At 70.3% G+C, this 21,954-nt stretch carries 17 protein-coding genes; 10 read left to right on the forward strand and 7 right to left on the reverse strand.

Translation table 11 applies throughout. From position 1 onward, the window contains the following. Positions 1-140 precede the first annotated feature (140 nt). Both ABD331_RS20255 and ABD331_RS20260 read right to left on the reverse strand, forming a co-directional pair. The gene (locus tag ABD331_RS20255) at positions 141-1,013 is read right to left on the reverse strand and encodes a PrsW family intramembrane metalloprotease (protein WP_344476937.1); all 873 of its coding nucleotides are present in this window, start codon (positions 1,011-1,013) and stop codon (positions 141-143) included. Next, positions 1,010-2,524, reverse strand: coding sequence for an FAD-dependent oxidoreductase (locus ABD331_RS20260; protein ID WP_344476939.1), 1,515 nt, complete (start codon positions 2,522-2,524; stop codon positions 1,010-1,012). Before ABD331_RS20260 ends, ABD331_RS20255 begins: the two co-directional genes overlap by 4 nt. A 273-nt stretch (positions 2,525-2,797) precedes the next feature. Here ABD331_RS20260 and ABD331_RS20265 point away from each other — a divergent pair, with 273 nt between their 5' ends. Further along, on the forward strand, positions 2,798-3,469 hold the full coding sequence (locus ABD331_RS20265) for a hypothetical protein (protein WP_148438256.1): 672 nt from the start codon (positions 2,798-2,800) through the stop codon (positions 3,467-3,469). 59 nt (positions 3,470-3,528) lie between these two features. Here the strand turns inward: ABD331_RS20265 and ABD331_RS20270 are convergent, their stop codons facing one another. Beyond that, positions 3,529-5,565: a glycosyltransferase family protein gene (locus tag ABD331_RS20270; RefSeq protein WP_344476941.1), complete on the reverse strand. Its 2,037-nt coding sequence runs from the start codon at positions 5,563-5,565 to the stop codon at positions 3,529-3,531. A gap of 55 nt (positions 5,566-5,620) precedes the next feature. Further along, positions 5,621-6,751, reverse strand: coding sequence for a non-hydrolyzing UDP-N-acetylglucosamine 2-epimerase (wecB, locus tag ABD331_RS20275; RefSeq protein ID WP_344476943.1), 1,131 nt, complete (start codon positions 6,749-6,751; stop codon positions 5,621-5,623). Between the two features lie 188 nt (positions 6,752-6,939). Between wecB and ABD331_RS20280 the strand changes: the two genes are divergently transcribed. From ABD331_RS20280 to ABD331_RS20300, 5 genes are all read left to right on the forward strand, one after another. Next, positions 6,940-8,490, forward strand: a complete 1,551-nt coding sequence (locus ABD331_RS20280) for a glycosyltransferase family 4 protein (protein ID WP_344477219.1) — start codon at positions 6,940-6,942, stop codon at positions 8,488-8,490. Positions 8,491-8,623: 133 nt separating this feature from the next. Then, complete coding sequence (locus ABD331_RS20285; protein ID WP_425566015.1) at positions 8,624-9,871, forward strand: nucleotide sugar dehydrogenase; 1,248 nt, start codon at positions 8,624-8,626, stop codon at positions 9,869-9,871. A gap of 19 nt (positions 9,872-9,890) precedes the next feature. Beyond that, positions 9,891-10,979, forward strand: coding sequence for a glycosyltransferase (locus tag ABD331_RS20290; RefSeq protein WP_148438251.1), 1,089 nt, complete (start codon positions 9,891-9,893; stop codon positions 10,977-10,979). A gap of 28 nt (positions 10,980-11,007) precedes the next feature. Then, positions 11,008-12,828: a DUF4434 domain-containing protein gene (locus ABD331_RS20295; RefSeq protein ID WP_344476946.1), complete on the forward strand. Its 1,821-nt coding sequence runs from the start codon at positions 11,008-11,010 to the stop codon at positions 12,826-12,828. A gap of 721 nt (positions 12,829-13,549) precedes the next feature. Then, positions 13,550-14,215, forward strand: a complete 666-nt coding sequence (locus ABD331_RS20300) for an NUDIX hydrolase (protein ID WP_148438249.1) — start codon at positions 13,550-13,552, stop codon at positions 14,213-14,215. Between the two features lie 424 nt (positions 14,216-14,639). Here ABD331_RS20300 and ABD331_RS20305 read toward each other — a convergent pair whose 3' ends face one another. The 3 genes from ABD331_RS20305 to ABD331_RS20315 form a co-directional block, all read right to left on the reverse strand. Beyond that, positions 14,640-15,983, reverse strand: a complete 1,344-nt coding sequence (locus tag ABD331_RS20305; protein ID WP_344476949.1) for a serine hydrolase domain-containing protein — start codon at positions 15,981-15,983, stop codon at positions 14,640-14,642. Between the two features lie 177 nt (positions 15,984-16,160). After that, the gene (locus ABD331_RS20310) at positions 16,161-16,502 is read right to left on the reverse strand and encodes a hypothetical protein (protein WP_344476951.1); all 342 of its coding nucleotides are present in this window, start codon (positions 16,500-16,502) and stop codon (positions 16,161-16,163) included. 258 nt (positions 16,503-16,760) lie between these two features. After that, complete coding sequence (locus ABD331_RS20315; protein ID WP_344476953.1) at positions 16,761-17,504, reverse strand: SDR family oxidoreductase; 744 nt, start codon at positions 17,502-17,504, stop codon at positions 16,761-16,763. Between the two features lie 136 nt (positions 17,505-17,640). Here ABD331_RS20315 and ABD331_RS20320 point away from each other — a divergent pair, with 136 nt between their 5' ends. The 4 genes from ABD331_RS20320 (at position 17,641) to hisC (ending at position 21,948) form a co-directional block, all read left to right on the forward strand. Then, positions 17,641-18,567, forward strand: coding sequence for a LysR family transcriptional regulator (locus ABD331_RS20320; RefSeq protein ID WP_344476955.1), 927 nt, complete (start codon positions 17,641-17,643; stop codon positions 18,565-18,567). A 195-nt stretch (positions 18,568-18,762) separates the two neighbouring features. Next, a complete protein-coding gene (locus tag ABD331_RS20325; RefSeq protein WP_344476957.1) occupies positions 18,763-18,972 on the forward strand; it encodes a hypothetical protein in 210 nt (69 codons plus the stop codon). Positions 18,973-19,005: 33 nt separating this feature from the next. Continuing rightward, positions 19,006-20,862 carry a serine/threonine-protein kinase gene (locus ABD331_RS20330; protein WP_344476959.1) on the forward strand — a complete coding sequence of 619 codons (1,857 nt, stop codon included), beginning with the start codon at positions 19,006-19,008 and terminating at the stop codon, positions 20,860-20,862. Positions 20,863-20,883: 21 nt separating this feature from the next. Beyond that, positions 20,884-21,948: a histidinol-phosphate transaminase gene (gene hisC / locus ABD331_RS20335; RefSeq protein ID WP_344476961.1), complete on the forward strand. Its 1,065-nt coding sequence runs from the start codon at positions 20,884-20,886 to the stop codon at positions 21,946-21,948. The last annotated feature ends 6 nt before the right edge of the window (positions 21,949-21,954 follow it).

Genomic DNA, 21,954 nt, shown 5'->3' on the forward strand with positions numbered 1-21,954 from the left:
CCGGTTTCGCGAGCCCATGTCCCAACCTCGAGTCGGGGGCATTTCCACACCTTGTGTAAATACACCTCCGGAAGATCGCACAGGAGACTAGCACCGATTATGCTTCCGGCGCAGTGGGAGGAACACGTTCATTACCGTGATTATTGGGACAAGATCCCCCGATCGCGACGATCCGTGGCCACTGTCGTCCACAACCACCCGATCGCGACCAGCGAGATCACGATGAGCCCCGTCCAGTTCAGCACCGTGTACACGTGCACCTGCCAGTCCGTCACGTGCGGCACCCGGCCGATGCGCAGCAGCTCGAACTGCCACGGCCGCCCGGTCAGCACCAGCGTGACCGCGATCGCGATGGCGCTCATCGAGTCCCACAGCGCGTGCAGCAGCGAGACGCCCAGATAGGTCAGCAGGACCGGCCCCGTCAGCCGGCCGCCCGCCCGGAACAGCGCCCCGCCCGTGATCGCGGTCCACAGGCCGTGCCCGACCGGGGTCAGGATGCCGCGCAGCACCTCGGTCTCCACGAGCTGCGTCAGCGACAGGCCGTCCGCGGTGAACAAGGCGTTGAAGGCGTACCCCGCGCTCTCGAAGGCGGCGAAGCCGAAGCCCACGGTGGCGCCCAGCACCACGCCGTCCCTGGTCACCCGCCTGGCCACGTGCCGGGTGACGAAGATCAGGGCCGCCAGCTTGACGCCCTCCTCGATCAGGCCGACCAGCACGTACACCAGGACCGACGGCCGCAGCAGCCAGCTCTCCAGCAGCGACGCGCCCAGCACGCCCAGCACGCCGCCCACCACGAACGCCACGAACAACCGCTCGACCGTCACCTCGGGCGAGCGCCCCCGCCCGTACGCCCACACCACGAACGTCACCGGCACCAGGAAGCTGCCGAACAGCACCACCGTCGGCACCAGGTTGGAGTTGCCCGTCCAGGCCGTCACCACGACGGTGGCCAGCCACAGCACGAGCCCCGTCAGGAAGATCCGCAGCCACAGTGCCTTCATCGGGGCCCTCATCGCGTCAGCTCCTCGACGGCCTGCAGAGCCGCGACCACGGCCGCCTCGCCTCTGGCGGCGGGCACGGCGTCTGAGCCCGCGATCGCGATCCTGCCGAACCGCCCCCGCGCCGCGTCCGACGGGAACGGCCCGTCCGGGTAGAACGCGTGCCACGGCCGGCAGTACTCGGGCGCCAGCGCGTGACCCCACCGGTGCACCGTGATCTCCGCGATGCCCCCGCCAGGGTCGAAGCCGACAGGCCCGAGCAGCCGGGCGAGCTGGTCGCGGACGGTGTGCTCCAGCGTGCTGTACGGCGTCATGAGCAGCTCCCGCCTGCCCGCCGCCGACCCCGCGCCAGGCCCCAGCTCCGACCGGCACGGCGTGGCCAGCAGCCGCACGGTGTCCGGAGGCGTGAACGCCGAGGCGCACCAGTACGCGCCCGTCCACCGCACTCGCCGCACGCCCAGCCGCCGCCACGCGTCCGCGTCGCGCAGCCGCACGGTCGCCTCCAGCAGCGGCACCCGCGTCGCCTGCCGCAGCGCCCGCAGCCGCTCCGGCGGCAGGTCGGGCATCAGGTACGGCACCACGGCGCTCCAGCACGCCAGGATCACCGCACCCGCGGCCACGGTGAGCACCTGGTGCCCGTCGAAGTAGCCCACGGTCGCGGACCCCGCGCCGTCCCGTACGGACACCACCGGGCTGGACGCCCGCACCCGCACCCGCCCGTCCAGCGCGGGCACGGCGGCTGCGGGCGCGGCCCCGTGCCGGCGGCTGCGCACGGTCGGCGAGTTGAACCTGGAGGGCTCCTCGCCGAGCTGCAGCCCGGCGAACCCCGGATACCCGGTGCCCCAGGCGTCGATCGCGCCGAACGCCCGCGTGTCGTACCCCCACTCGGCGCTCGGCATGGTCCGGCAGAACCGCTCCACGTCGGGATGCGCCCCGCACACCTCCCGCAGGAACCCCGAGTACGTCAGCCCCGCCAGCCGCTCCTGCTTGCCCTCGGCGGGGACGCCGGGGAACCAGTCGGGCGGGTCGTCGTGCAGCAGGCGCAGCTCCCGCCTGGCCCGATCGGCGATCGGCAGCCGCTCGATCCAGCCGGGGGAGCCGGTCGCGACCAGGGTGTCGGACCCGAAGCTCTCCGCGTCGCACATCACCGCGTCGAAGCCGGTCGGCGCGGGCTCGCGCTCGTCGAGGCGGTCGTGGTTGTCCAGCAGCAGGACGCTCGCCCCCGGGCGGCGGCGCAGCCACTCGGCCGCCGCGCCGCGCCCGCCGCGCCCCCCGCCGACCACGACGAGGTCGTAGCTCTCGCCCGTCGGCACGGGCGGGCCCGCGCGCTCCCAGAAACGGCCGTCCCGCAGCGCGTGCGCGACGCTGAGCGCCTCACTGGTGTCCCCGCGCACCGTGAAGGGGCGTGCGGGGGTGAGGGGCTTGTGGGCCGCGCTGCCGGCCACGCAGCTCACGGCGATGCCGTCGAAGAAGTCCCTGCGGGTGATGGGCACGTCCATCCCGAGCGCGCGCGGAGAGAAGCTCATGCCGCGATCATCAGCAGCCGGGAGAAAAGCCGCATCAGGACGCGCAGGGCCTCGGGAAACATTTTGCCCGCCCTATTACCGCGCGGCCGATTTGACGGGTGGCGCCACCCTCGCCCGCATCGGCCCAGGTAGTCGCCCTGAGTAAGGCAAGGTGGCGAACCGGGAATCGCTCGTGAAGCCGCTGAATACCGCGAATAGCGACGTTACTCGGTGGCGCGGGCCGCGCTTGCTCTAGCGTTTTGTGCAACGTCCATGCTGTGAAAAGGAGCGGCCATGCATAAAGCCATTCCCAGTATATTCCTGAGCACTCTGGTCATCGCCGGATGCTCCTCAGCGGAGGAGCCCAAGGCGCCCGCCGCCTCGGCGCCGCCGCAGGCGTCGGCCGAGAGCGCCAAGCTGCGCGCCGCGCTGCTGCCGGTGCCCAAGGGGATGAGCGTCTCCTACGGGCCGGAGATCGGCGCGTTCGGCGCGCTGAAGTCCACCCAGCAGGGGATGGAGGCGGTCCGCAAGGCCAGGGCGCAGCACCCCGAGTGCGCGGGGGCGGCCCAGCTCGACGCCGCCAAGCCGGAGGTGGCCAAGTCGCCCGCCGCGGTGGTCGCCTTCTCGGCGGCCCGCGGCTCGATCACGCAGGCGGTGGTCTCGCTGCCGTCGGCGGCCTTCCCCGAGCCGCTGCCCAAGCAGTGCGCCGACTACACGGCCGACGTCGGCGGGACGAAGGTCACGTACAAGACCAAGACGCTGGACATGCCGGCCAAGGGCGACCAGTCGCGGGCCTACCTGACGACGGCGGCGGGCGACAAGAACAACGCGCAGATCGGCTCGGTCATGATCAGGCGGGGGAACGTGATCATGAGCATGCTGGTGGTCGGGCAGCGGGTCAAGCCGCAGGGCCTGTACGAGCTGGCGAACCTGGCCGACCAGAACCTCGCCCGCGTGAAGGCGTAGCCCTAGCATCGGCAGGCCCGGTGTCCAGGTCACCGGCACCGGGGTCCGGCCGGGACGCGCTAGATGAGGACGTGGTCGTCGGGGCGGCCGACGAACGAGAACTGGGCGTTCCTGGTCAGCTTGATGTGGTCCGCCTGCCAGGTGTGCATGGCGGTGTCGGCGCTGCGCCAGTAGACGAAGTTGAACCGGTCGGCGGAGTAGATCTTGACGCCGTCCTCCTTCAGCCGCCGCACGAGGTGGGTGTCCTCGCCGCGGGTGATGTCGGCGAACGGGTAGGCGCGGAACAGGTCCGCCTTGCCCAAGAACGTGCCGCCCTGCACCAGCCACGAGTACCGGTGCTCCAGGCCGGGCAGCCGGAGCATGGTGGTGTTGCTGCCCTCGAAGTAGGCGTAGTGCGCGCCCTTGCCGGTCAGCTCGGCGTCCGAGAAGTCGAAGGAGCGCACCAGGTCCGACAGGTAGTGCTCGCCGTACAGGTTGTCGTCGTCCATCTTGGCGATCAGCTCGCCCTCGGCGGCGGCGATGCCCAGGTTCATGCACGCGCCGAGTGACAGCGAGGCGTCGGCGGGCAGGACGGTGACGTCCGTGATGCCCGCCATGCGGGCCTTGTCCGCCACCACGACGGGGTCGATGTCCAGCCCGTGCAGCACCATGACGAGCTGCAGCGGCCGGTGGAGCTGCTTGGCCACCGAGGAGATCGCGTGCTCGATCTGGGAGGCGCGGTTGGTGGGCAGCACGACGGTGATCGAGCGCGACCGGGGCGTCACGTGGTGGCCGAGGTCCTGGAGGATCTGGTCCACGCGGTGCGAGAACAGGTGCTTGTCGAAGACCTCGCGCATCGCCAGGTGTCCCATCCTGGCCCGCAGCTCGGGGCTGTTGATCAGGTGCAGCACCTGGTTGTAGGACTCGATCGGCTCGCGCGCGATCGGGATCAGCTCGCCGAACGTCTCCTCGATGGCCCGCGACCACCCGGACACGACGGGGGTGGAGCAGGCGGACAGCTCGAAGACGCGCCGCGCGCACATGGTCGGCGAGTCGAGCACCGAGTTGACGTTGAGGAAGACCTTGTACATCCGGTACGCGGCGAGCATCTGGTCGTAGGGCAGCTCGCCCACGATGTGCGGCCGGTACTTCTCCGGCCAGGCGTACTTCTCGTCCACCTCGCCGTTGCGCGCGAAGATGTGCATCCCCAGCTCGCGCACCGGGTCGAGGACGGTCTCCATCTGCTCGCGGCGCTCGGGGTGCTTGTCGCGGAAGTACATGCCGGCGAAGACGACGTCGTGCAGGCGGCCCTTGTTCTGCTGGATCGGGTTGTGCACGCGGGGCTGGGCGGCGAACTGCAGCACGTCCACCCGGTCATGTCCCAAAATTTCCCGATATTTCGGCAGCATGTCACCGTCGCAGGTGAACACGTAGTCGAACAGCTTGGCCGTGTCGATGAAGAAGTCGAAGTTCGGCGGGTCCTCCTTGTTCCAGAAGACCGTCGGGATGCCCTCGCTCCTGCACCACGCCACCAGGTCGCGCAGCGGGTCCTTCGGAGCGTTCGTGCCGGTCATCTGGTAGCGCCAGCGGCCCTGGTTGCCGTGCCAGGCCGACTCGCAGAACAGCAGGTCGGGCCGCTTCTCGGCGAAGATCTCCGGCCAGTCCTTCAGGCCGAACTCGATCTGGTCCCACTCGTAGCGGAAGGCCATCCTGGAGAAGTCGTCCAGGATCACCGCGACCTTCAGATCGGGCCGGTTCACCGGGCCGTTCGGCCACTTCACGGCCGGCACCTCGACCTGCGGCGGCCGGTTCCCGGCGGCGGCGGTCGCCAGGCTCACCGGGATGGGCGCCTTGGGCGCCTTCTCCTTGGAGCGCACCGCCTCGACGATCCTGCCCGGGCTCTTCGAGCCCAGCGCCTCGCCCAGCTTGAACGTCCGCTTCGCCTGCGTGGCCTCCAGCTTCCAGTTGGCGTACGCGGCCTTCGCCTCGGCGATCTCCAGCCGCCGGCGCAGCTCCCTGACCTCCGCCTCGTACCGCTCGACGAGCTTGCGCTCCTCGGGCAGCCAGTTGACGGGGCCGAGTCGCTGGTAAGTGGGCTGTTCAGGGGTTTCGGCCATGGTGGTACGCCAATCGCTTCAGCAGAGGTAAGTCATAGTACGGCGGATACCGCCATCATTCGGGGCGTTTGCCCTGAGAAGCGGGCGCCAGGTTGTCCCCCTTGAGCCAGGCGGCGATCACCGTGGCGATGCGCGGCCCCGACTTGCCGTCCCACAGCACCGGCAGCTCGCCCGCGGGCGTCGCTGCGCCGTCGGCCAGCGCCTTCTCCGCCGCCGCGGGCAGCAGGGCGGGCGTGACCAGGCGGTTCGTGCCGTGCGTGATCGTGATCGGCCGCTCGGTGTTGGGCCTGACGGTCAGGCAGGGGACGCCCAGCATGGTCGTCTCCTCCTGGACGCCGCCGGAGTCCGTGACGACCAGCGCGGCACCGCGTACGAGTGAGAGGAAGTCCACATAGCCCAGCGGGTCGACCACCTTGATCGACTCGCCGTCCACGAGCCCCGCCTCCGCCAGCCGCGCCTTGCCGCGCGGGTGGATCGGCACCACGATCGGGACCTGCCGCGAGACCTCCAGAACCGCGTCCACCAGCTCCCTGGCGGCCTCCGGGGTGTCCACGTTCGCGGGGCGGTGCAGGGTGGCGACCGCGTAGCGCTCCGGCAGGCCGAGCCGCGCCACCACCGTCGCCGGGTCGAGCGTCGGCAGCGCCGAGAACAGGCTGTCGATCATCGGGTTGCCCACCAGGTGCACCTTCGACGCGGGCACCCCCTCGTTCGCCAGGAACGCCAGCGCCTCCGGCGAGGTGGCGAAGAGCAGGTCGGCCAGCGCGTCCGTGACGACCCGGTTGACCTCCTCCGGCATGCCCCGGTCGAACGAGCGCAGCCCCGCCTCCACGTGCGCCGTCGGCACGCCCAGCTTGGCGCAGACCAGGATCGCGGCCAGCGTGGAGTTGACGTCGCCGTAGACCACGACCAGGTCGGGGGCGTGCTCCTGGACGACCTCCTCCAGGCCGACGAGCAGCGCCGCCGTCTGCTTGGCGTGGCTGCCGGAGCCGACCCCCAGGTTCGCCACCGGCTCGGGCAGGCCGAGGTCGGCGAAGAAGACGTCGGACATCAGCGCGTCATAGTGCTGACCAGTGTGGATGATGCCCTGCCGCACGCCGAGCTCGCCGAGTGCCCGCACCACCGGGGCCGCTTTCACGAAATTGGGACGAGCACCCAATACGTGCAGGACCAGGGGGTTCTCCCTCATTGGCCTCGCCTTTCATAGCGGAAGGGAAAAAACGCTGCCTATGGTACGGTCCCACCGTGGCATCCGACGCCAGTCGTCAAGACTCCTCCCGTTCAGCAGACAGGGTTTCCGCGAAGTCCGCCCGTGCCGGCGTCGGTGGGCTTCTCAAGGGATTCGTCCAGCACCCGATCATCGTCTCCCGCGTGGTGATGACGAAGGTCAAGTCAGACCCCGTGCGCGTGGCCCAGGCCGCCGCCGACACCCTCCCGCCCAAGTTGCGGCCCTTCGTCGGCAGCGTCGCCTGGCCGGCCGCCCGCCGGGCCCGGCGCATCGTGCGCAAGTTCGGCATGCGCGTGGTCAAGGGGCCGTGGAACGAGGCCAAGGAACACTGGGACTCCGGCCGGGTCACCGAGGCGGCCGCCGTGCTGGAGGCCCACACCAAGTACCCGTTCGTCAAGCGCAGGGCCGCCTACTACCGGGGCGAGCTGGCCGCGATCAGCCCCGACCCGATCCCGCCGGGGCCCAAGGTGGCCATCCTGAGCCGGGTCCAGAACCGGGTCCTGCACGTGGTCACCAACGCCCTGCCGTACACGCAGGCCGGCTACACCGTCCGCACCCACCGCATCGTCACGTCGCAGAAGGCCGCAGGCATCGACCCGCACGTGGTCACGAGCTGGGGCTGGCCGATGCTGCAGGGGCACGCGGACGCGACGCCGTTCGAGGAGCTCGACGGCATCCCCTACCACCGGCTGCTGCCCGAGCCGCACCGCGAGATGCCGTTCGAGACGCAGGGCCGCATCATCAGGGGCGCCGACCGCGTCACCAAGCTGGTGGCCGAGCTACGGCCACAGGTGCTGCACGCCGCCACCGACCACCGCAACGGCTCCATCGCGCACGCCGTGCGCGACAGGACGGGCACCCCCTTCGTGTACGAGGTGCGCGGCTTCCTGGAGGAGACCTGGGCCTCCCGCGACCCCAAGCGCATCGGCAGCCAGCGGCACGTGCTCCAGCGCGACCGCGAGGCGTTCCTGATGCGCGAGGCCGACGCGGTCGTCACGCTCGCCGAGACGATGGCCGCCGAGATCGTCGAGCGCGGCGTGCCCAGGGAGAAGATCCACCTGGCGCCCAACGCCGTGGACGACTCGCTGCTGACCGCGCACTACGACGGGGCCTCCTTCCGCCGCGAGTACGGCATCGCCGACGACGAGATCGTGGTCGGCTCGGTGTCGAGCATCGTGGCCTACGAGGGCTTCGCCACCCTGCTGCGGGCCGCGGCGCTGCTGCGTGACGAGCGCACCCCCGTCCGCGTGCTCATCGTGGGCGACGGCACCGAGCGGCCCAACCTGCTGGAGCTGGTCGAGGAGCTGGGCCTGAACACCGCGATCCTGCCCGGACGCGTCGGCCCCGACGAGGCGCTGCAGGCGCAGGACGCCATCGACATCTTCGCCTGCCCCCGCGAGGACCTGCGCGTCTGCCGGCTTGTTACGCCATTGAAACCCGTCGAGGCGATGGCGCTCGGCAAGCCCGTCGTGCTCAGCGACCTGCCCGCGCTGTCCGAGCTGGTCGGCTCCGACGGCGCGGGGAAGCTCGTGCCGGCAGGCGATCCGGCCGCGCTGGCCAAGGCGATCGCAGGGCTGCGGGAGGACCCCGCCAAGCGCGCCGAGATGGGCGAGGCGGGCCGCGCCGAAGTCGCCGCGAAGCGGACCTGGAGCCGCGTTGCCGAGACTTATCAAGCCCTATACCGCTCGCTTGCCGAATGATGACCATGAATCTTCCTCCCAGTTGTGACGGGTTCGGTCGCATTAGGCGTGAGCTAGGTGGACTTGAGATAACCTTTGCGACCATGAAGTGTTGTTTCCGGCTCCCAAAGGCACAGCTGTGACAGAAATCGACTTGACTGTCATCGGCCTGGGCTACGTCGGCATGCCTCTCGCCAAGGAGGCTGTGGCCGCCGGCCTGCGGGTCGTGGGCCTCGACGTGGACCCCGCCAAGGTCGACGCGCTCAGCGCCGGACAGTCCTACATCGATGACCTGACCGACGCCGACCTCGAGCACATGCTGGCCAACGGGTTCAGCGCCACGCTCGACGAGACCGTGCTCGCCAGGAGCAACACGATCGTCATCTGCGTGCCCACGCCGCTGGACGACGACCACCGCCCCGACCTGTCCGCCGTCGAAGGCGCCACCAAGGCCGTCGCGCGCAACCTCAGCAAGGGCACCCTCGTCGTGCTGGAGTCCACCACGTGGCCCGGCACCACCGACGAGCTGGCCAGGCCGCTGCTGGAGACCTCGGGGCTGAAGGCGGGCGAGGACTTCCACCTCGCCTTCTCACCCGAGCGCATCGACCCGGGCAACCCCAAGTACGGCCTGCGCAACACGCCGAAGGTCGTCGGCGGCTACACGCCGACCTGCCGCGACCGCGCCACGGCCTTCTACGGGCGCTTCATCGAGCAGGTGGTGCCCGTCAGCGGCACCCGCGAGGCCGAGATGGCCAAGCTGCTGGAGAACACCTACCGGCACGTCAACATCGCACTCGTCAACGAGATGGCGATCTTCTGCGACGAGCTCGGCATCGACCTGTGGGAAGCCATCGAGGCGGCGGCCACCAAGCCGTTCGGCTTCCACAAGTTCCTGCCCGGCCCCGGCGTCGGCGGGCACTGCATCCCCGTCGACCCGTCGTACCTGTCGTACACCGTGCGCAAGCTCGGCTACCCGTTCCGGTTCGTCGAGCTGGCACAGGAAATCAACGAGCGGATGCCCTCGTACGTGGTCGCCCGCGTACAGCGGTTGCTCAACAGGCATAAGAAGCCCGTGAACGGTGCCAGAGTCGTTATGCTCGGCGTCACCTACAAACCGGATATCGCCGACGAGCGCGAGACCCCGGCCCTGCCCGTGGCGCGAGCGCTGCTGGAGCTGGGCGCGGACCTCTCGTTCGCCGACCCGTACGTCAAGGAGTGGGCGGTGGACGGCACCCCGGTGCCGCGTGAGGATGATCTGGCCGAGGCCGTGATCAACGCGGACGTGACGCTGCTCCTGCAGCAGCACGCCGCGTTCGACCTCGACATGGTCGAGGCGAAGGCCAAGCTCGTGCTGGACACCCGCGGCGTGCTCGCCGAGGGTGAACGCGTCGAGCGGCTGTAGCGACGGAGGGCTGCGCGCAGTGCACGTGCTCGTCATGACGGTGGTGCATAACCCCGAGGACGCGAGGATCCTGCATCGGCAGATCCGTGCCCTTGTGGATGCCGGTCATGAGGTCACGTACGCCGCCTCGTTCACCGCGCACGGCGTCGTCCCGAGACCTTGGGTCACCGGAGTCGACCTGCCCCGGGCCGCCCAGCGCAAGCGGGTGGCCGCGGTGTGGGCCGCCCGGCGGCTGTTCAAGCGCATGCGCAACAAGGTCGACCTCGTCCTCATCCACGACCCCGAGCTGCTCTTCGCGGTCTGGGGCATCCGCAACAGGCCGCCCGTGGTGTGGGACGTCCACGAGGACACCCCCGCCACGCTCTCGCTCAAGCCGTGGCTGCCGTCGCTGCTCCGGCCGCCGGTGCGCTTCCTGGCGCGCATGCTGGAAGGCACCGCCGAGCGGCACATGCACCTGCTGCTGGCCGAGACCGCGTACGCGGGCCGGTTCAAGCACGCGCACCTCATCGTGCCGAACGAGACGTGGGTGCCCGACTCCGTCACCCCGCCGGGCGACGACCGGATCGTCTACCTCGGGTGGCTGTCCAGGGCCCGCGGCGTGTTCGAGGCGGTCGAGGTGGCCAAGCTGCTGCAGCCGTACCGGGTGGTCGTGGAGCTGATCGGGTACGCCGACCCGCAGAGCCGCGCCATGCTCAACGAGGCCGTCACGGAGGGCCTGCTGGAGTGGCGCGACTTCATGCCGAACGACGAGGCGCTCAAGCGGCTCGACGGGGCGCTGGCCGGGCTGTCGCTGCTGCACGACGAGCCGAACTACCGGCACTCCATGCCCACCAAGATCGTGGAGTACATGGCGCACGGCATCCCCGTCATCACGACCCCGTCGCCGCGCGCGGTCGAGCTGGTCGAACGGTACGACAGCGGTGTCGTGGTGCCGTGGCAGGACCCGAAGGCCGTCGCGCAGGCCGTGCTGACGCTGCGCGACGACGTACGGGAGCGGCGGGCGCAGGGCGCGCGGGGGTACGCGGCGGCCCGCGCGAACCACCACTGGCCCAACTCCGCCAAGCGGTTCGTCGCACAGCTCGAGTCCTGGGCCGGGGTCAAGCCGTAACACTTCGAGGGCGGGTAGGTTCCTGAACGTGCGCTGGCTCTTCCTGGTCGCGGGCGCAGCCATCCTGGCCGTGATCGCCACCGTGATCATCGTGCTGCCGAACGGCGACCCCGCCCCCGTGGCGTCCACGACCGCCGCGCCCAAGCCGTCGAACACCGAGCCGACGCCGAAGGTGGACGAGTTCACCGACGACTGTGGAACGTTCGAGACCGAGAAGAAGGCCCCGTACGCCGTCACCGGCTACTGGATCACCCCCAAGTCGAACCCCTGCACCTGGCGCACCCAGCTCCAGGAGATCCACAGCGTCGGCGGCGACACGATCATCAGGATCGGCTACGGCCTGCAGTTCCGCAACGTCAACGACGCCGGCCAGATCCTGCACGAGGGCGAGGTCGACTCCCTCTACAAGCCCTGCGAAGAGGACGGCCTGAGCTGCCACGACGCCGCCCTCCAGGACCTCCAGGAAGCCAACCCGGAGAACCGCATCGGCCGCGTGTACGTCTACCGCACCGACGAACTCTTCGGCCAGGACCTCTTCCGCTGCCCCGCCATGGAGCACGCCGTCGAGGCCGGCAAGCGCACCTACTACCGGCTCATCACCCAGCCGGACGGCTCCGACGACGCCACCTGCGACTTCAGCAGCAAGGCCCGCTCCTACGACATGATCCTCGTGGCCGGCTCCAACCAGGGCAAGGACAGCCTCACCCAGCTCCTCGACCTCGCCGACCAGTTCGGCATGCGCGTCTTCCCCGCCCTGCCGCTCGCCCCGCGCGACTCCAAGGCGAAGATCCGAGCCGAGAAGCGCCACCTCGGCACCCTCACCACCCTGACCCGCCGCATCCTCCAGGACTACGGCGTGCGCTTCGCCGACCGCGACTCGCTCGGCGGCGTCTACCAGCCGTTCGAGGTGCAGATGTCGGCCACCCTGGCCACCAACCCGACGCTGGAGGTCTACGCCGACCAGCACACCATCGTCAACCAGGAACTCGGCAAACCCATCCTCATCAGCCCCTACCTGGACGCCCGCAAACGCGTCGCCTTCGGGCAGACGCCCAAGCAGGTGGCCGAGGGGTTCAAGGCCCTGGTGAAGACAGGGGTGGGCATCATCGCGCCGCAGGACAGCCGGGGGACGGGCAAGGTCGGGCTGTTCTGGCCCGACGAGCGGGAGAGCGAGGTGGACGAGCGGCTGCGGCCGGTGGTGGGCGAGTCCACGTACGACACCGCTTACCACGGGTCGACGCGCGACTACTACCGCGAGATGGCGGCGGCGCGCGAGGAGATGATCGACCAGGGGTACCACGTGGAACTCTGGGCGAACGTGGAGGCGTTCGAGCCTTCGGGGGAGCAGCCTTGTGCGCCGACGGGGACCCGGGGCAAGACGGACAAGAAGCGGCTGGATCAGGCTGTGACCATGGCCGGGCGGTATGTCCAGAAAATCGTCTCCTATATGTGGAGCGATTTCATGACATGTGGGTCGCCGTCGCTTGAGACCGAGATCGGGAAGGACTGGCAGCGGCCCATCGCCGTGGACGCCATCCGGCGGCCCCGCGACGTCCAGGACGGGGTCGAGGTGCGCGGCTACAACCTCAAGGACAGCACCGTCACCGTCACCTGGTCCGGGGGGACCAAAGAGATGGTGGTTTCTTCTGTGGGGTGGCTGGATGAGGATCCGATCGAGGATGAGCTGCCGGTGGGGATGGCTACGGCTTGGGTGCCGTTCGACTGGACTCAGGTGCCTGGGGGGGAGTGGGTGCAGATCGGGGTGAAGATACCGTCGGGGCAGGGGGCCTCGGAGCCGCTGCACGTACGGATCTCCACCCAGGCTGTCGCTACGCCGGCGGGGGGCTGACGGCGCCGCTCCTTGGGGTTTGGTCCTGTACGGCGGGCCCACCTCATCCTCTGACCGGCCCCATGCCCGGTTCCCCTGACCGGCCCCGACCCCTGCGGCCCCATGCCCGGTCCCTCTGACCGGCCCCTGCCCAGTCCCCGGCCCGGCCGCCCTGCCCGGCCGCCCTGCCCGGCCGCCCTGCCCGGCCGCCCTGCCCAGTCCCCGGCCCGGCTGCCCTGCCCGGCTGCCCTGCCCGGCTGCCCTGCCCGGCCGCCCTGCCCGGCCGCCTTGCCCGGCCGCCTTGCCCGGCCGCCCTGCCCGGCCGCCCTGCCCAGTCCCCGGCCCGGCTGCCCTGCCCGGCTGCCCTGCCCGGCTGCCCTGCCCGGCTGCCCTGCCCGGCTGCCCTGCCCGGCTGCCCTGCCCGGCCGCCCTGCCCGGCCGCCCTGCCCGGCCGCCTTGCCCGGCCGCCTTCCCGGCTCCGACCCAGTCCCCTGACCGGGTGTGGCTCTTTGTCCGGCCCCGACCCTTGCCCGGCCCTGTGCCATGCCCGACCCTGTGCTCTGACCGGCCCCGACCCCAGTCTCCCTGACCGGCCCCGACTCCAGTTCCCCTGACCGGACCCGGCCCTGTGCCCTGACCGGACCCCAGTCCCCCTGACTGGACGTCGCCTGGTCAACCCACCCATCACCCTCACATTCCGTCCGGTTCGCTGGCGCGTAATCCTGCGTGTAACGTGCCTGCCATGGTCCCGAGCATCCCGGTCAGTGTCGACCTGGTCGTGCTCACCGTACGCAACCAGGCGCTGTGCGCTCTCGTGTGGCGCCGCGACAACCCGCCGTTCCTACGCCGCTGGTCGCTGCCCGGCGGCTTCATCCAACTCGACGAGGACCTCCCGGCCGCCGCCCACCGCATCCTCGCCGAACGAGCGGGCCTCCCCGGCGCCCCGGTCCACCTGGAGCAGCTCCAGACGTACGGCTACCCGGACCGCGACCCCCGCCAGCGCGTCCTCAGCGTCGCCTACCTCGGCCTGGCCCCCGACCTCCCGGCCTCAGAAAAGGCCCACATGAGCTGGCAACCCATCGACTCACTCGCCGTCATGGCGTTCGACCACCGCCGCATCATGCTCGACGGCATCGAACGCGCCCGCGCCAAACTCGAGTACACCTCCCTGGGCGCCGCCTTCTGCCCCCCGCAGTTCACGGTCGCCGACCTACGCAGGGTGTACGAAATCGTCTGGGGCCGCCAGCTCGACCCCCGCAACTTCCACCGCAAGGTCACCAAGGCAGAAGGCTTCCTCCTCGAAACCGGCGGCACCACCACCCGAGACGGCGGCCGCCCAGCCAAGCTCTACCGCCGAGGCCCCGCCGAGCTCCTCCACCCCCCAATGCTCCGCAGCCTCAAGGAGTAAGCAAGCGGCACCAGCTCCCCTCCCACCCGCCCTCCCGCCCGCCCGCCCTCAACGGTCCTCGCTTCGCTCGGGCATGCTCCTTGAGGCGCTCCGCGCACAATCGCCTTCGCTTCGCTCAGACGCCTTCTCTCAAGAAGAAGCTGTCGCCCCAAGTTCACCCGCATCGCCCAGCCCTACCCGACGGCGACCAGAGCGACCACCACCCCAGACACCACACCGCGTGCTCCGAAACCCCGACCCACGAGGAGCCCGCGAGCTCCGCTGGGTGGCCCCCGATGACCTGCCATCCCACGACATCACCCCCGCCATCCGGCTCCGCATCCACCAGGGCCTCACCGCAACCACCCCCTACTTAGGCTGACCGCAAGGAGCACAAGGACCAACGGGCTCGCCCTGACCAGCGCGAGCCCGTCCCCAAACCGAATCAACCCGCACTCTTCCCGTCGCAGAACACCTCCTTCACCAGCCCATCCACCAACGTCTGGAAGTTGGCCGCCGGCCCCCGAGTAGCCGAGTCCACCCAAGTCACAGCCCCCGTCACAGTCGTCTTCCCATCAGGCGAGCTGTACATCAGCGCCCCGTACCCATGCGGCGGGCTGCCGTTGTGACGCAGGACGGTGCAGTTCGGACCCAGGTTCTGCACGAACACCCCGAGGCCGTACCCCATCGTCGGGTTCGGGGTGCGCATCTCGGCCAGCAGCTCGGCGGGCAGGAGCTTGCCGCTGTTCAGCGCGGAGAAGAACGTGTGCAGGTCCTGGCTGGTGGTGATCAGGTCGCCGGCGCCGGACAGCAGGGAGAGGTCCTGGCGGCTGATGTCGACCACCTGCTCCTTCCCGGAGGCGTCCTTGTAGCTGTAGTAGCCGTGGGAGTGCGGGCCGGGGAGTTGTGCGCGGTCGTCCGACAGCGAGGTGCCCGTGAGGCCGAGCGGCTTGAAGATGCGGCGGCGCAGCTCCTCGGCGTACGAGCGGCCGGTGACCTTCTCGATCACCAGCGCGGCCAGCGTGTAGTTCGTGTTGGTGTACTTCTGGTCCGTGCCCGGCTCGAACCGTGCAGGCTTGGACAGCGCGAACCGCACCAGCTCCTCCGGCTCGTAGTGGCGGAGCCGGTTGGGCAGCCACTCCTGGCCCGTCGAGGGGATGCCGGGCACCCACGAGCCGTCGGGGTCGAAGTCGCCGGTGTAGTTGAAGACGCCGCTGGTGTGCTGGAGCAGCATCCGTACGGTGATCCGGGCGTCGAGCCCGAACTCGGGCAGGAGGCCGGCCACCGAGTCGTCCAGCCCGATCTTGCCCTCGGCGACCAGTTGCAGCACCACGGTTGCGATCATGGTTTTGACGTTGCTGCCCGCGTAGAACCGTCCGTTCACCGGCGGCTTGGCGTTCGTGCCCAGTTTGCGCACACCCGCGCTGTCGACCCACTTGCCCTGCTCGTCGTTGACCTGGAGCTGCACCCCGAGGAAACCGGCGTCTATGAACGCCTGCATGGCCTGCTGCAACTCGGGGCGCTGCTGCGCGGCGCCGACCTGGGTCGCATACGTGCTGCTGGCATTAGCAGCGGACGTGCTGCTCGCGCTGGTCTGGGATGCGGACGTGCTGCTCGTGGCGTCCTGGGATACGGGTGTGCTGTCCGCAGCGGCCACGCCCGCGTTGGCCTCGGCGGCCAGTAGCGATGCCGTCAGTGCGGTGACGGCCGTCCCTCGGCGGACCCGCCGTGCGATCTTGTCGTGCTGTCTCTTGCGCGGCTCGCCGGCCGCGATGGCTGAAGTGTTCATGACGAGTACGATCGCCGACCACCCTGACACCGGACCGTCGCCAAGCTGACGCGCTCACTGACACCACAACCTGGGGCGCCACGGCCGGGCAGAGGCGCGTCAAGAGGGCCAGAAGACGGCGGAAGGCCCCCCGCCTTCGCGAGCGAGGGACCTCCGGGAGGGGCCGTCAGGCGCCGATCATTGCGTCGAGCCGAGCCGTACGGCGTAGGCCTGCACGCCGGTCGGCGCGTCCCAGGTGGCTCCGACCCCGACCAGGTCCCAGCCGCCGGAGCAGTCGGTGGTGTCGTACAGGAACGCGGTGTCGGTGGTGTCGTTGGAGAAGCGGACGGCCCCGCCGGTCAGCTCCAGGCAGGTGTCGCTGGGCGGCTCCACCATCTGGAACGCCTGCCCGGCAGGGGTGACGTAGGTGTAGCTGCCGGAGGCGGCCTGCGCGGCCGGCGCTACGAGGAGGACGGCGGTGAGAGCAGTGGCGAACGCCACCGCGATCCCGCCCCGAGCGCACTGTGTGTATCGGCTCATGAACCGAACGTAAGCGGACGTTCGGGGTGGACGCCATAGGGCATGCGATCTCGGCAAACCTCGTATCTGCAGGTCGGCGAGGCTGCTCGGTCATGGGCTCCGACGCCGTCGTTCACGCTCGACCAGGAACGTCGTTCATGCTCGACCAAGAACGTCGTTCACGCTCGACCAAGAACTAGGACATGCCGGGCGCTCACCAGGGCACGGTCACGGGCGTCGTGCGAGCACCCCAAGCGCGCGCACGACGCCGCCGGACCGCTAGATCTGGGACCCGCCACCGTCCACGGCCAGCTCAGCCCCGGTCGTGAACGTGGCCTCGAACGTGAGAAAGACCAGCGCCTTGGCCACCTCATCCACGGTGCCCATCCGCTGCATCGGGTTCTCCGCGGCCATCTGCGCCTTGGTCTGCTCGGCCGCCTCCTTGGGCATCGACTTGTCGAGGATCCCGGAGTCGATCGGCCCGGGGCTGACCGCGTTGACGCGGACCTTGCGGGGCAGCAGCTCCCGCGCCAGGCTGCGGGTCATCGACCGCAGCGCGGCCTTGCTCGCCGCGTACGCGCTGAGCATCGGCAGCCCCAGGACGTTCGCGACGGAGGTGGTGAGGACCACGCCGCTGCCCTCGGCCAGCAGCGGGGCGAGCTTCTGCACGGTGAAGTACGGGCCCTTGGCGTTGATGGTCAGCACCTGGTCGAACAATTCCTCGCTGGTCGCCTCGAAGGGCGCGAACCCGTTCACCCCCGCGTTGGCGAACACGGCGTGCACCGTGCCGAACTCGGCCTTCACCCGGTCGGCCAGCGCCTCGATGTCCGACAGTGACGCCGCGTCGCTGCGCACGGTGATGGCGTCGCCGCCGAGCTGCTCACGGGCGGCGTCCAAGGTGGCCTGGTCACGTCCGGTGATCAGAACGCGCGCGCCTTCGCTCACCAGCAGCCGCGCGGTGGCAAGACCGAAACCGCTGCTGCCGCCGGTGATCACCACGTTCTTGTTCTCGTACTTGCCCATATCGGTGTGCTCCTATCAAGCGATACGGTTGCCGCTTCTGCGGGACACCACCGAGTCAACAACGCTCTGAGCTGCGTGTCTAAGACGTGTTATGCACCTCGACATGCAGAATCCGCATGACGAGTAGAGTGAAGGCGTGTCCGAAATCGTCGAGCTTCCCTCGCCGACCGACTCCGGCTCGGACCTCGATCTGCGGCTGGTCCGATACTTCACGGTCGTCGCCGAGCATCTCAACTTCGCCCGCGCGGCCGCCGCGCTGCACCTCGCCCAGCCTCACCTGAGCCGCCAGATCCAGCGACTGGAGGACGTGCTCGGGGTCCGCCTGCTCGAACGCACCTCCCAGGGCAGCCGTCTCACCGCGGCCGGCGCGGCGTTCCTGCCGAAGGCGCAGGCGCTGCTGCACGCCGCCCACCAGGCGGCACTCACCGCGCGCGCCGCCGCGCCGCCACGCACGATCACCATCGGCTACCTCGAGGATCTGGTCATCACCCCGGCGGTACGCGACCTGCGCCGCCGCCACCCCGACGCCCACGTCCGCACGCGCCACCTCGACTGGGACGAGGGCCGCGCCCTGCTCGACGGTCAGGTGGACGTGCTCGTCGCACGGACACCGCTGCCCATCCCGGACGACGGACTGAGCGCGACCGTCCTGTACGACGAGCCCCGGGTCCTGCTCGTGCCCGCCGGCCACCGCCTCGCCGGGAAGGAATCGGTCAGGCCGGACGACTTCGAGGGCGATCCGCTGGTGGCGTGCGCCGGTGTGGCCCCTTCGTGGGCGCACTTCTGGCGGCTCGAACCCCGGGAGGACGGGCATCCCGCGCCGCTCGCCCTGGTCGTCGAGACGTTCGAGGACAAGCTCGAACTCGTCGCCGAGGGGCGGGCCATCGCCGTCGTGCCGGCCGACGATCGGCGCGCCACGTTGCGGGACGATCTGGTCACCGTTCCCATCGAGGGCATCGAGCCTTGCCAGGTGGTGGTCGTGGGGCGCGAGGGGGATCAGGACCCGCTGGTGGCCGACTTCCGCAAGTCGGCACGGTCGTTCCTGGTGCGCGAGGCCGACTAAGACGGGGACGGAGGCAGCGGGCCCGACCGCGCAGGCCCGACCGCGCAGGCCCGACCGCGCAGGCCCGACCGTGTGAAGCCCATGTAGGACGGCTCAATCCAAGTCGCCTCGCCCGTCGAATCACGGAGGACGATTTCGCCGATCACGGGAAACGGCATGACTTGCTCCAACACCATCCGCCCTCATGGCCGTCACATGCCCGTACTCCTCCTCCTCATCGCCATAGCCGTGACGGCGCTGCTCACCGCGGTGACCGGCATCGCCCTCCCACCCCACCACGAACGCCCGGCCATCCGCCTCCCCGCCGCCGTCACGTACACCCACCCCAGCGTCCCCACCCCCGTAATCCTCCTGACCAGGGGCCGCGCCGAACACGAGCTGAGGGCGGATTCCCTAGCCAGGTGACAAAAGGTGATGAATCGGTGACGCATGTCGCTGGTGCGCTCTAGGATCGGAACTGCCCGATCCCCCGGCGACAAGGAGACGACGGTTGATCGCGACGGCGGCGGCGCGGTGACGTCGCTCGCGGGCCGCTACCGGCTGCTGACGGAGCTGGGACAGGGCGGCATGGGCACCGTCTGGCGGGCCATGGACGAGCTGCTCCGCCAGGAAGTGGCGATCAAGGAGGTCAAGCTCCCGCCGAACCTCGGCGAGGCCGAACGCACCGAGCTGGTGGACCGCACGCTGCGCGAGGCGCGGGCCGCCGCGGCGCTGCGTGACCACCCCTCCATCGTGACGGTGCACGACGTGGTGCTCGACGGCGGGCGCCCCTGGATCGTCATGGAGCTCGTACGGGGCCGCTCCCTCGACCGGGTGGTACGCGACGAGGGCCCCCTGCCGCCGGGCCGGGTCGCGGCGATCGGCCTGCGGATGATCGAGGCGCTGTCGGCCGCCCACGCGTCGGGCATCCTGCACCGCGACGTCAAACCCGCGAACGTGATGATCACCGACGACGGCCGCGTCCTGCTGACCGACTTCGGCATCGCCACCATCGCGGGCGACGTCGCGCTCACCCAGACAGGGCTGCTCAGCGGCTCGCCCGGCTACATCGCCCCCGAGCGGCTGCGCGGCGAGCCGGACGGGCCGCCCGCCGACCTGTGGTCGCTCGGCGCCACGCTGTTCACGGCGGTCGAGGGCGCCCAGCCGTTCTCGCGGCACAACGAGGCGGCCGTGCTGGCGGCGGTCCTGATGCAGGAGCCTGCCCCGTTCCGGCTGGCCGGTCCGCTCGGGCCGGTGCTGGCCGCCATCCTGGAGAAGGACCCGGGACGGCGCTGCTCCCCGGAACAGGCGAGCGCCTGGCTGACCACCATCGCCCAGAACACCACCCCACAAGGCGCCGGCCCGCACGGCACCGGCCCGCAACGCATCGGCCCGCACGGCACCGTCCCACAAGGCACCGCTCCACAAGGCACCGCTCCACAAGGCACCGGCCCACAAGACACCGGCCCGCATGGCGCCGGTCAGCGGGGCGCCGGCCCGCATGGCACTGGCGCGCAGGGCGCTGTCGCACCTCCTGGCCAGGCCCCACCCTTAGCTCAGCCCCCGACCGGCGCCCCAGGCACCCACACCCCCCACACCCGAGGCAGCGGCCACCCACCCGGCGGCCCGACCTCCGGACCGGCACCGACCATCCCGTCCCACCTCCGTCGCCGCCGCTCCAAGGTCATCCTCGCCACCACCCTCGCCCTAACCCTCACCGCCGCCGCCCTGGTCATAGTCCTCCCGCAGATCTATCCGAACGCCATCCGCCTCATCGGCTACGCCCTGACCCCACGAAACACCTCCACCCCCACCCCCCACCAACCCACCCCCACCCCCTCGAAACCACCACCCGCCCTGATAGGCGAGTTCGAAGCCTGCGACCTGCTGACGAACGCCCAGGTCCGCTCCCTCTTCGCCCACGCGGCCAAACGCCAATGGCTGGTGGCGGCGAGCTGCACCTGGCGCGGCGGCAACTACCAAACCCTGTCAGTGACGGCCTACCGCGCCCCCAACGCATCAACGGCCGCCATGATCCACAAACAGACCCTCAAGTACATGCGGGACGAACCGAAACGCACCCCCGGCACCAAGGTCCGCCAGGGCCCGGCGGTCGGCGACGACGCGTTCAGCCACACGGGCCCGATGTGGCAGGGCTCCCCGGTCACCACCACCAAGATCGCGTTCATGGTGGCGAACGTCTCGGTGACCGTCACGATGCAGAGCCCGCAGCGCGGCCACGCCGCCGCCGACAAGGCCGCCAAGCTGGTCGCGGCGGCGCTGGGCAAGCGCAGGCAGGCAGCGGGCACAGGGTGACGCCTCATCTAAAGTGATGCCATGCCTCGTTTCCGCCACATCCTGGACACCATGGCCGCCTACAAGCCGGGCAAGGCCGTCGCCGCCCCCGACGGGCGTTCGTACAAGCTGTCTTCCAACGAATCCCCGTACGACCCGCTGCCTTCCGTGGTCGAGGCCATCGCCGAGGGCGCGCGGCAGGTCAACCGCTACCCCGACCCCGGCTCGGTCAAGCTGACCGAGGCGATCGCGGAGCGCTTCGACGTGCCGGCCGGGCACGTCGCGCTCGGCCCCGGGTCCGTGACGGTGGCGCAGCAGCTCTTCGAGTCGGTGGGGGAGCCGGGCGTCGAGGTCGTGTACGCGTGGCGCTCGTTCGAGGCGTACCCGCTGCTGGCGGACCTGGCCGGGGTGAAGTCGGTGATGGTGCCGCTGGCGGGCGAGGACCACGACCTGGACGCCATGGCCGAGGCGGTCACCGACAGAACCAGCATGATCTTCGTGTGCAACCCGAACAACCCGACGGGCACCGCCATCCGCCGGGCCGAACTGGAGTCGTTCCTCGACCGGGTGCCCGAGGACGTGCTGGTGGTGCTGGACGAGGCCTACCGCGAGTACGTGCGTGACGAGGACGTCCCCGACGGCCTCACGCTCTACCGCGAGCGGCCGAACGTCGCCGTCCTGCGCACCTTCTCCAAGGCGTACGGGCTGGCGGGCCTGCGCGTCGGCTACCTGATCGCGCCCGAGCCGGTGGCGACGGCCGTCCGCAAGACGGTCATCCCGTTCGCGGTCAACCATCTCGCCCAGATCGCCGCCATCGCCTCGCTGCGGGCCGAGGACGAGCTGCAGGAGCGCGTCGAGGCGGTGGTCAAGGAGCGCACGCGGGTGCGCGAGGCGCTCATCGCGCAGGGCTGGACGGTGCCGCCCACCGAGGCGAACTTCGTCTGGCTGCGCCTCGGTGAGCGCACCCCCGTCTTCGCCGAGGCCTGCGCGTCGCAGGGCGTGGCGGTGCGGCCGTACGGGCAGGAGGGCGTGCGGGTGTCGATCGGCACGCCGCAGGCGAACGACGCGTTCCTCGCCGCGGCGGGGGAGTTCCTCCAGTCGAAGTAGCGGCGC

The sequence above is a fragment of the Nonomuraea monospora genome (assembly GCF_039531895.1).
Taxonomy (GTDB): domain Bacteria; phylum Actinomycetota; class Actinomycetes; order Streptosporangiales; family Streptosporangiaceae; genus Nonomuraea; species Nonomuraea monospora.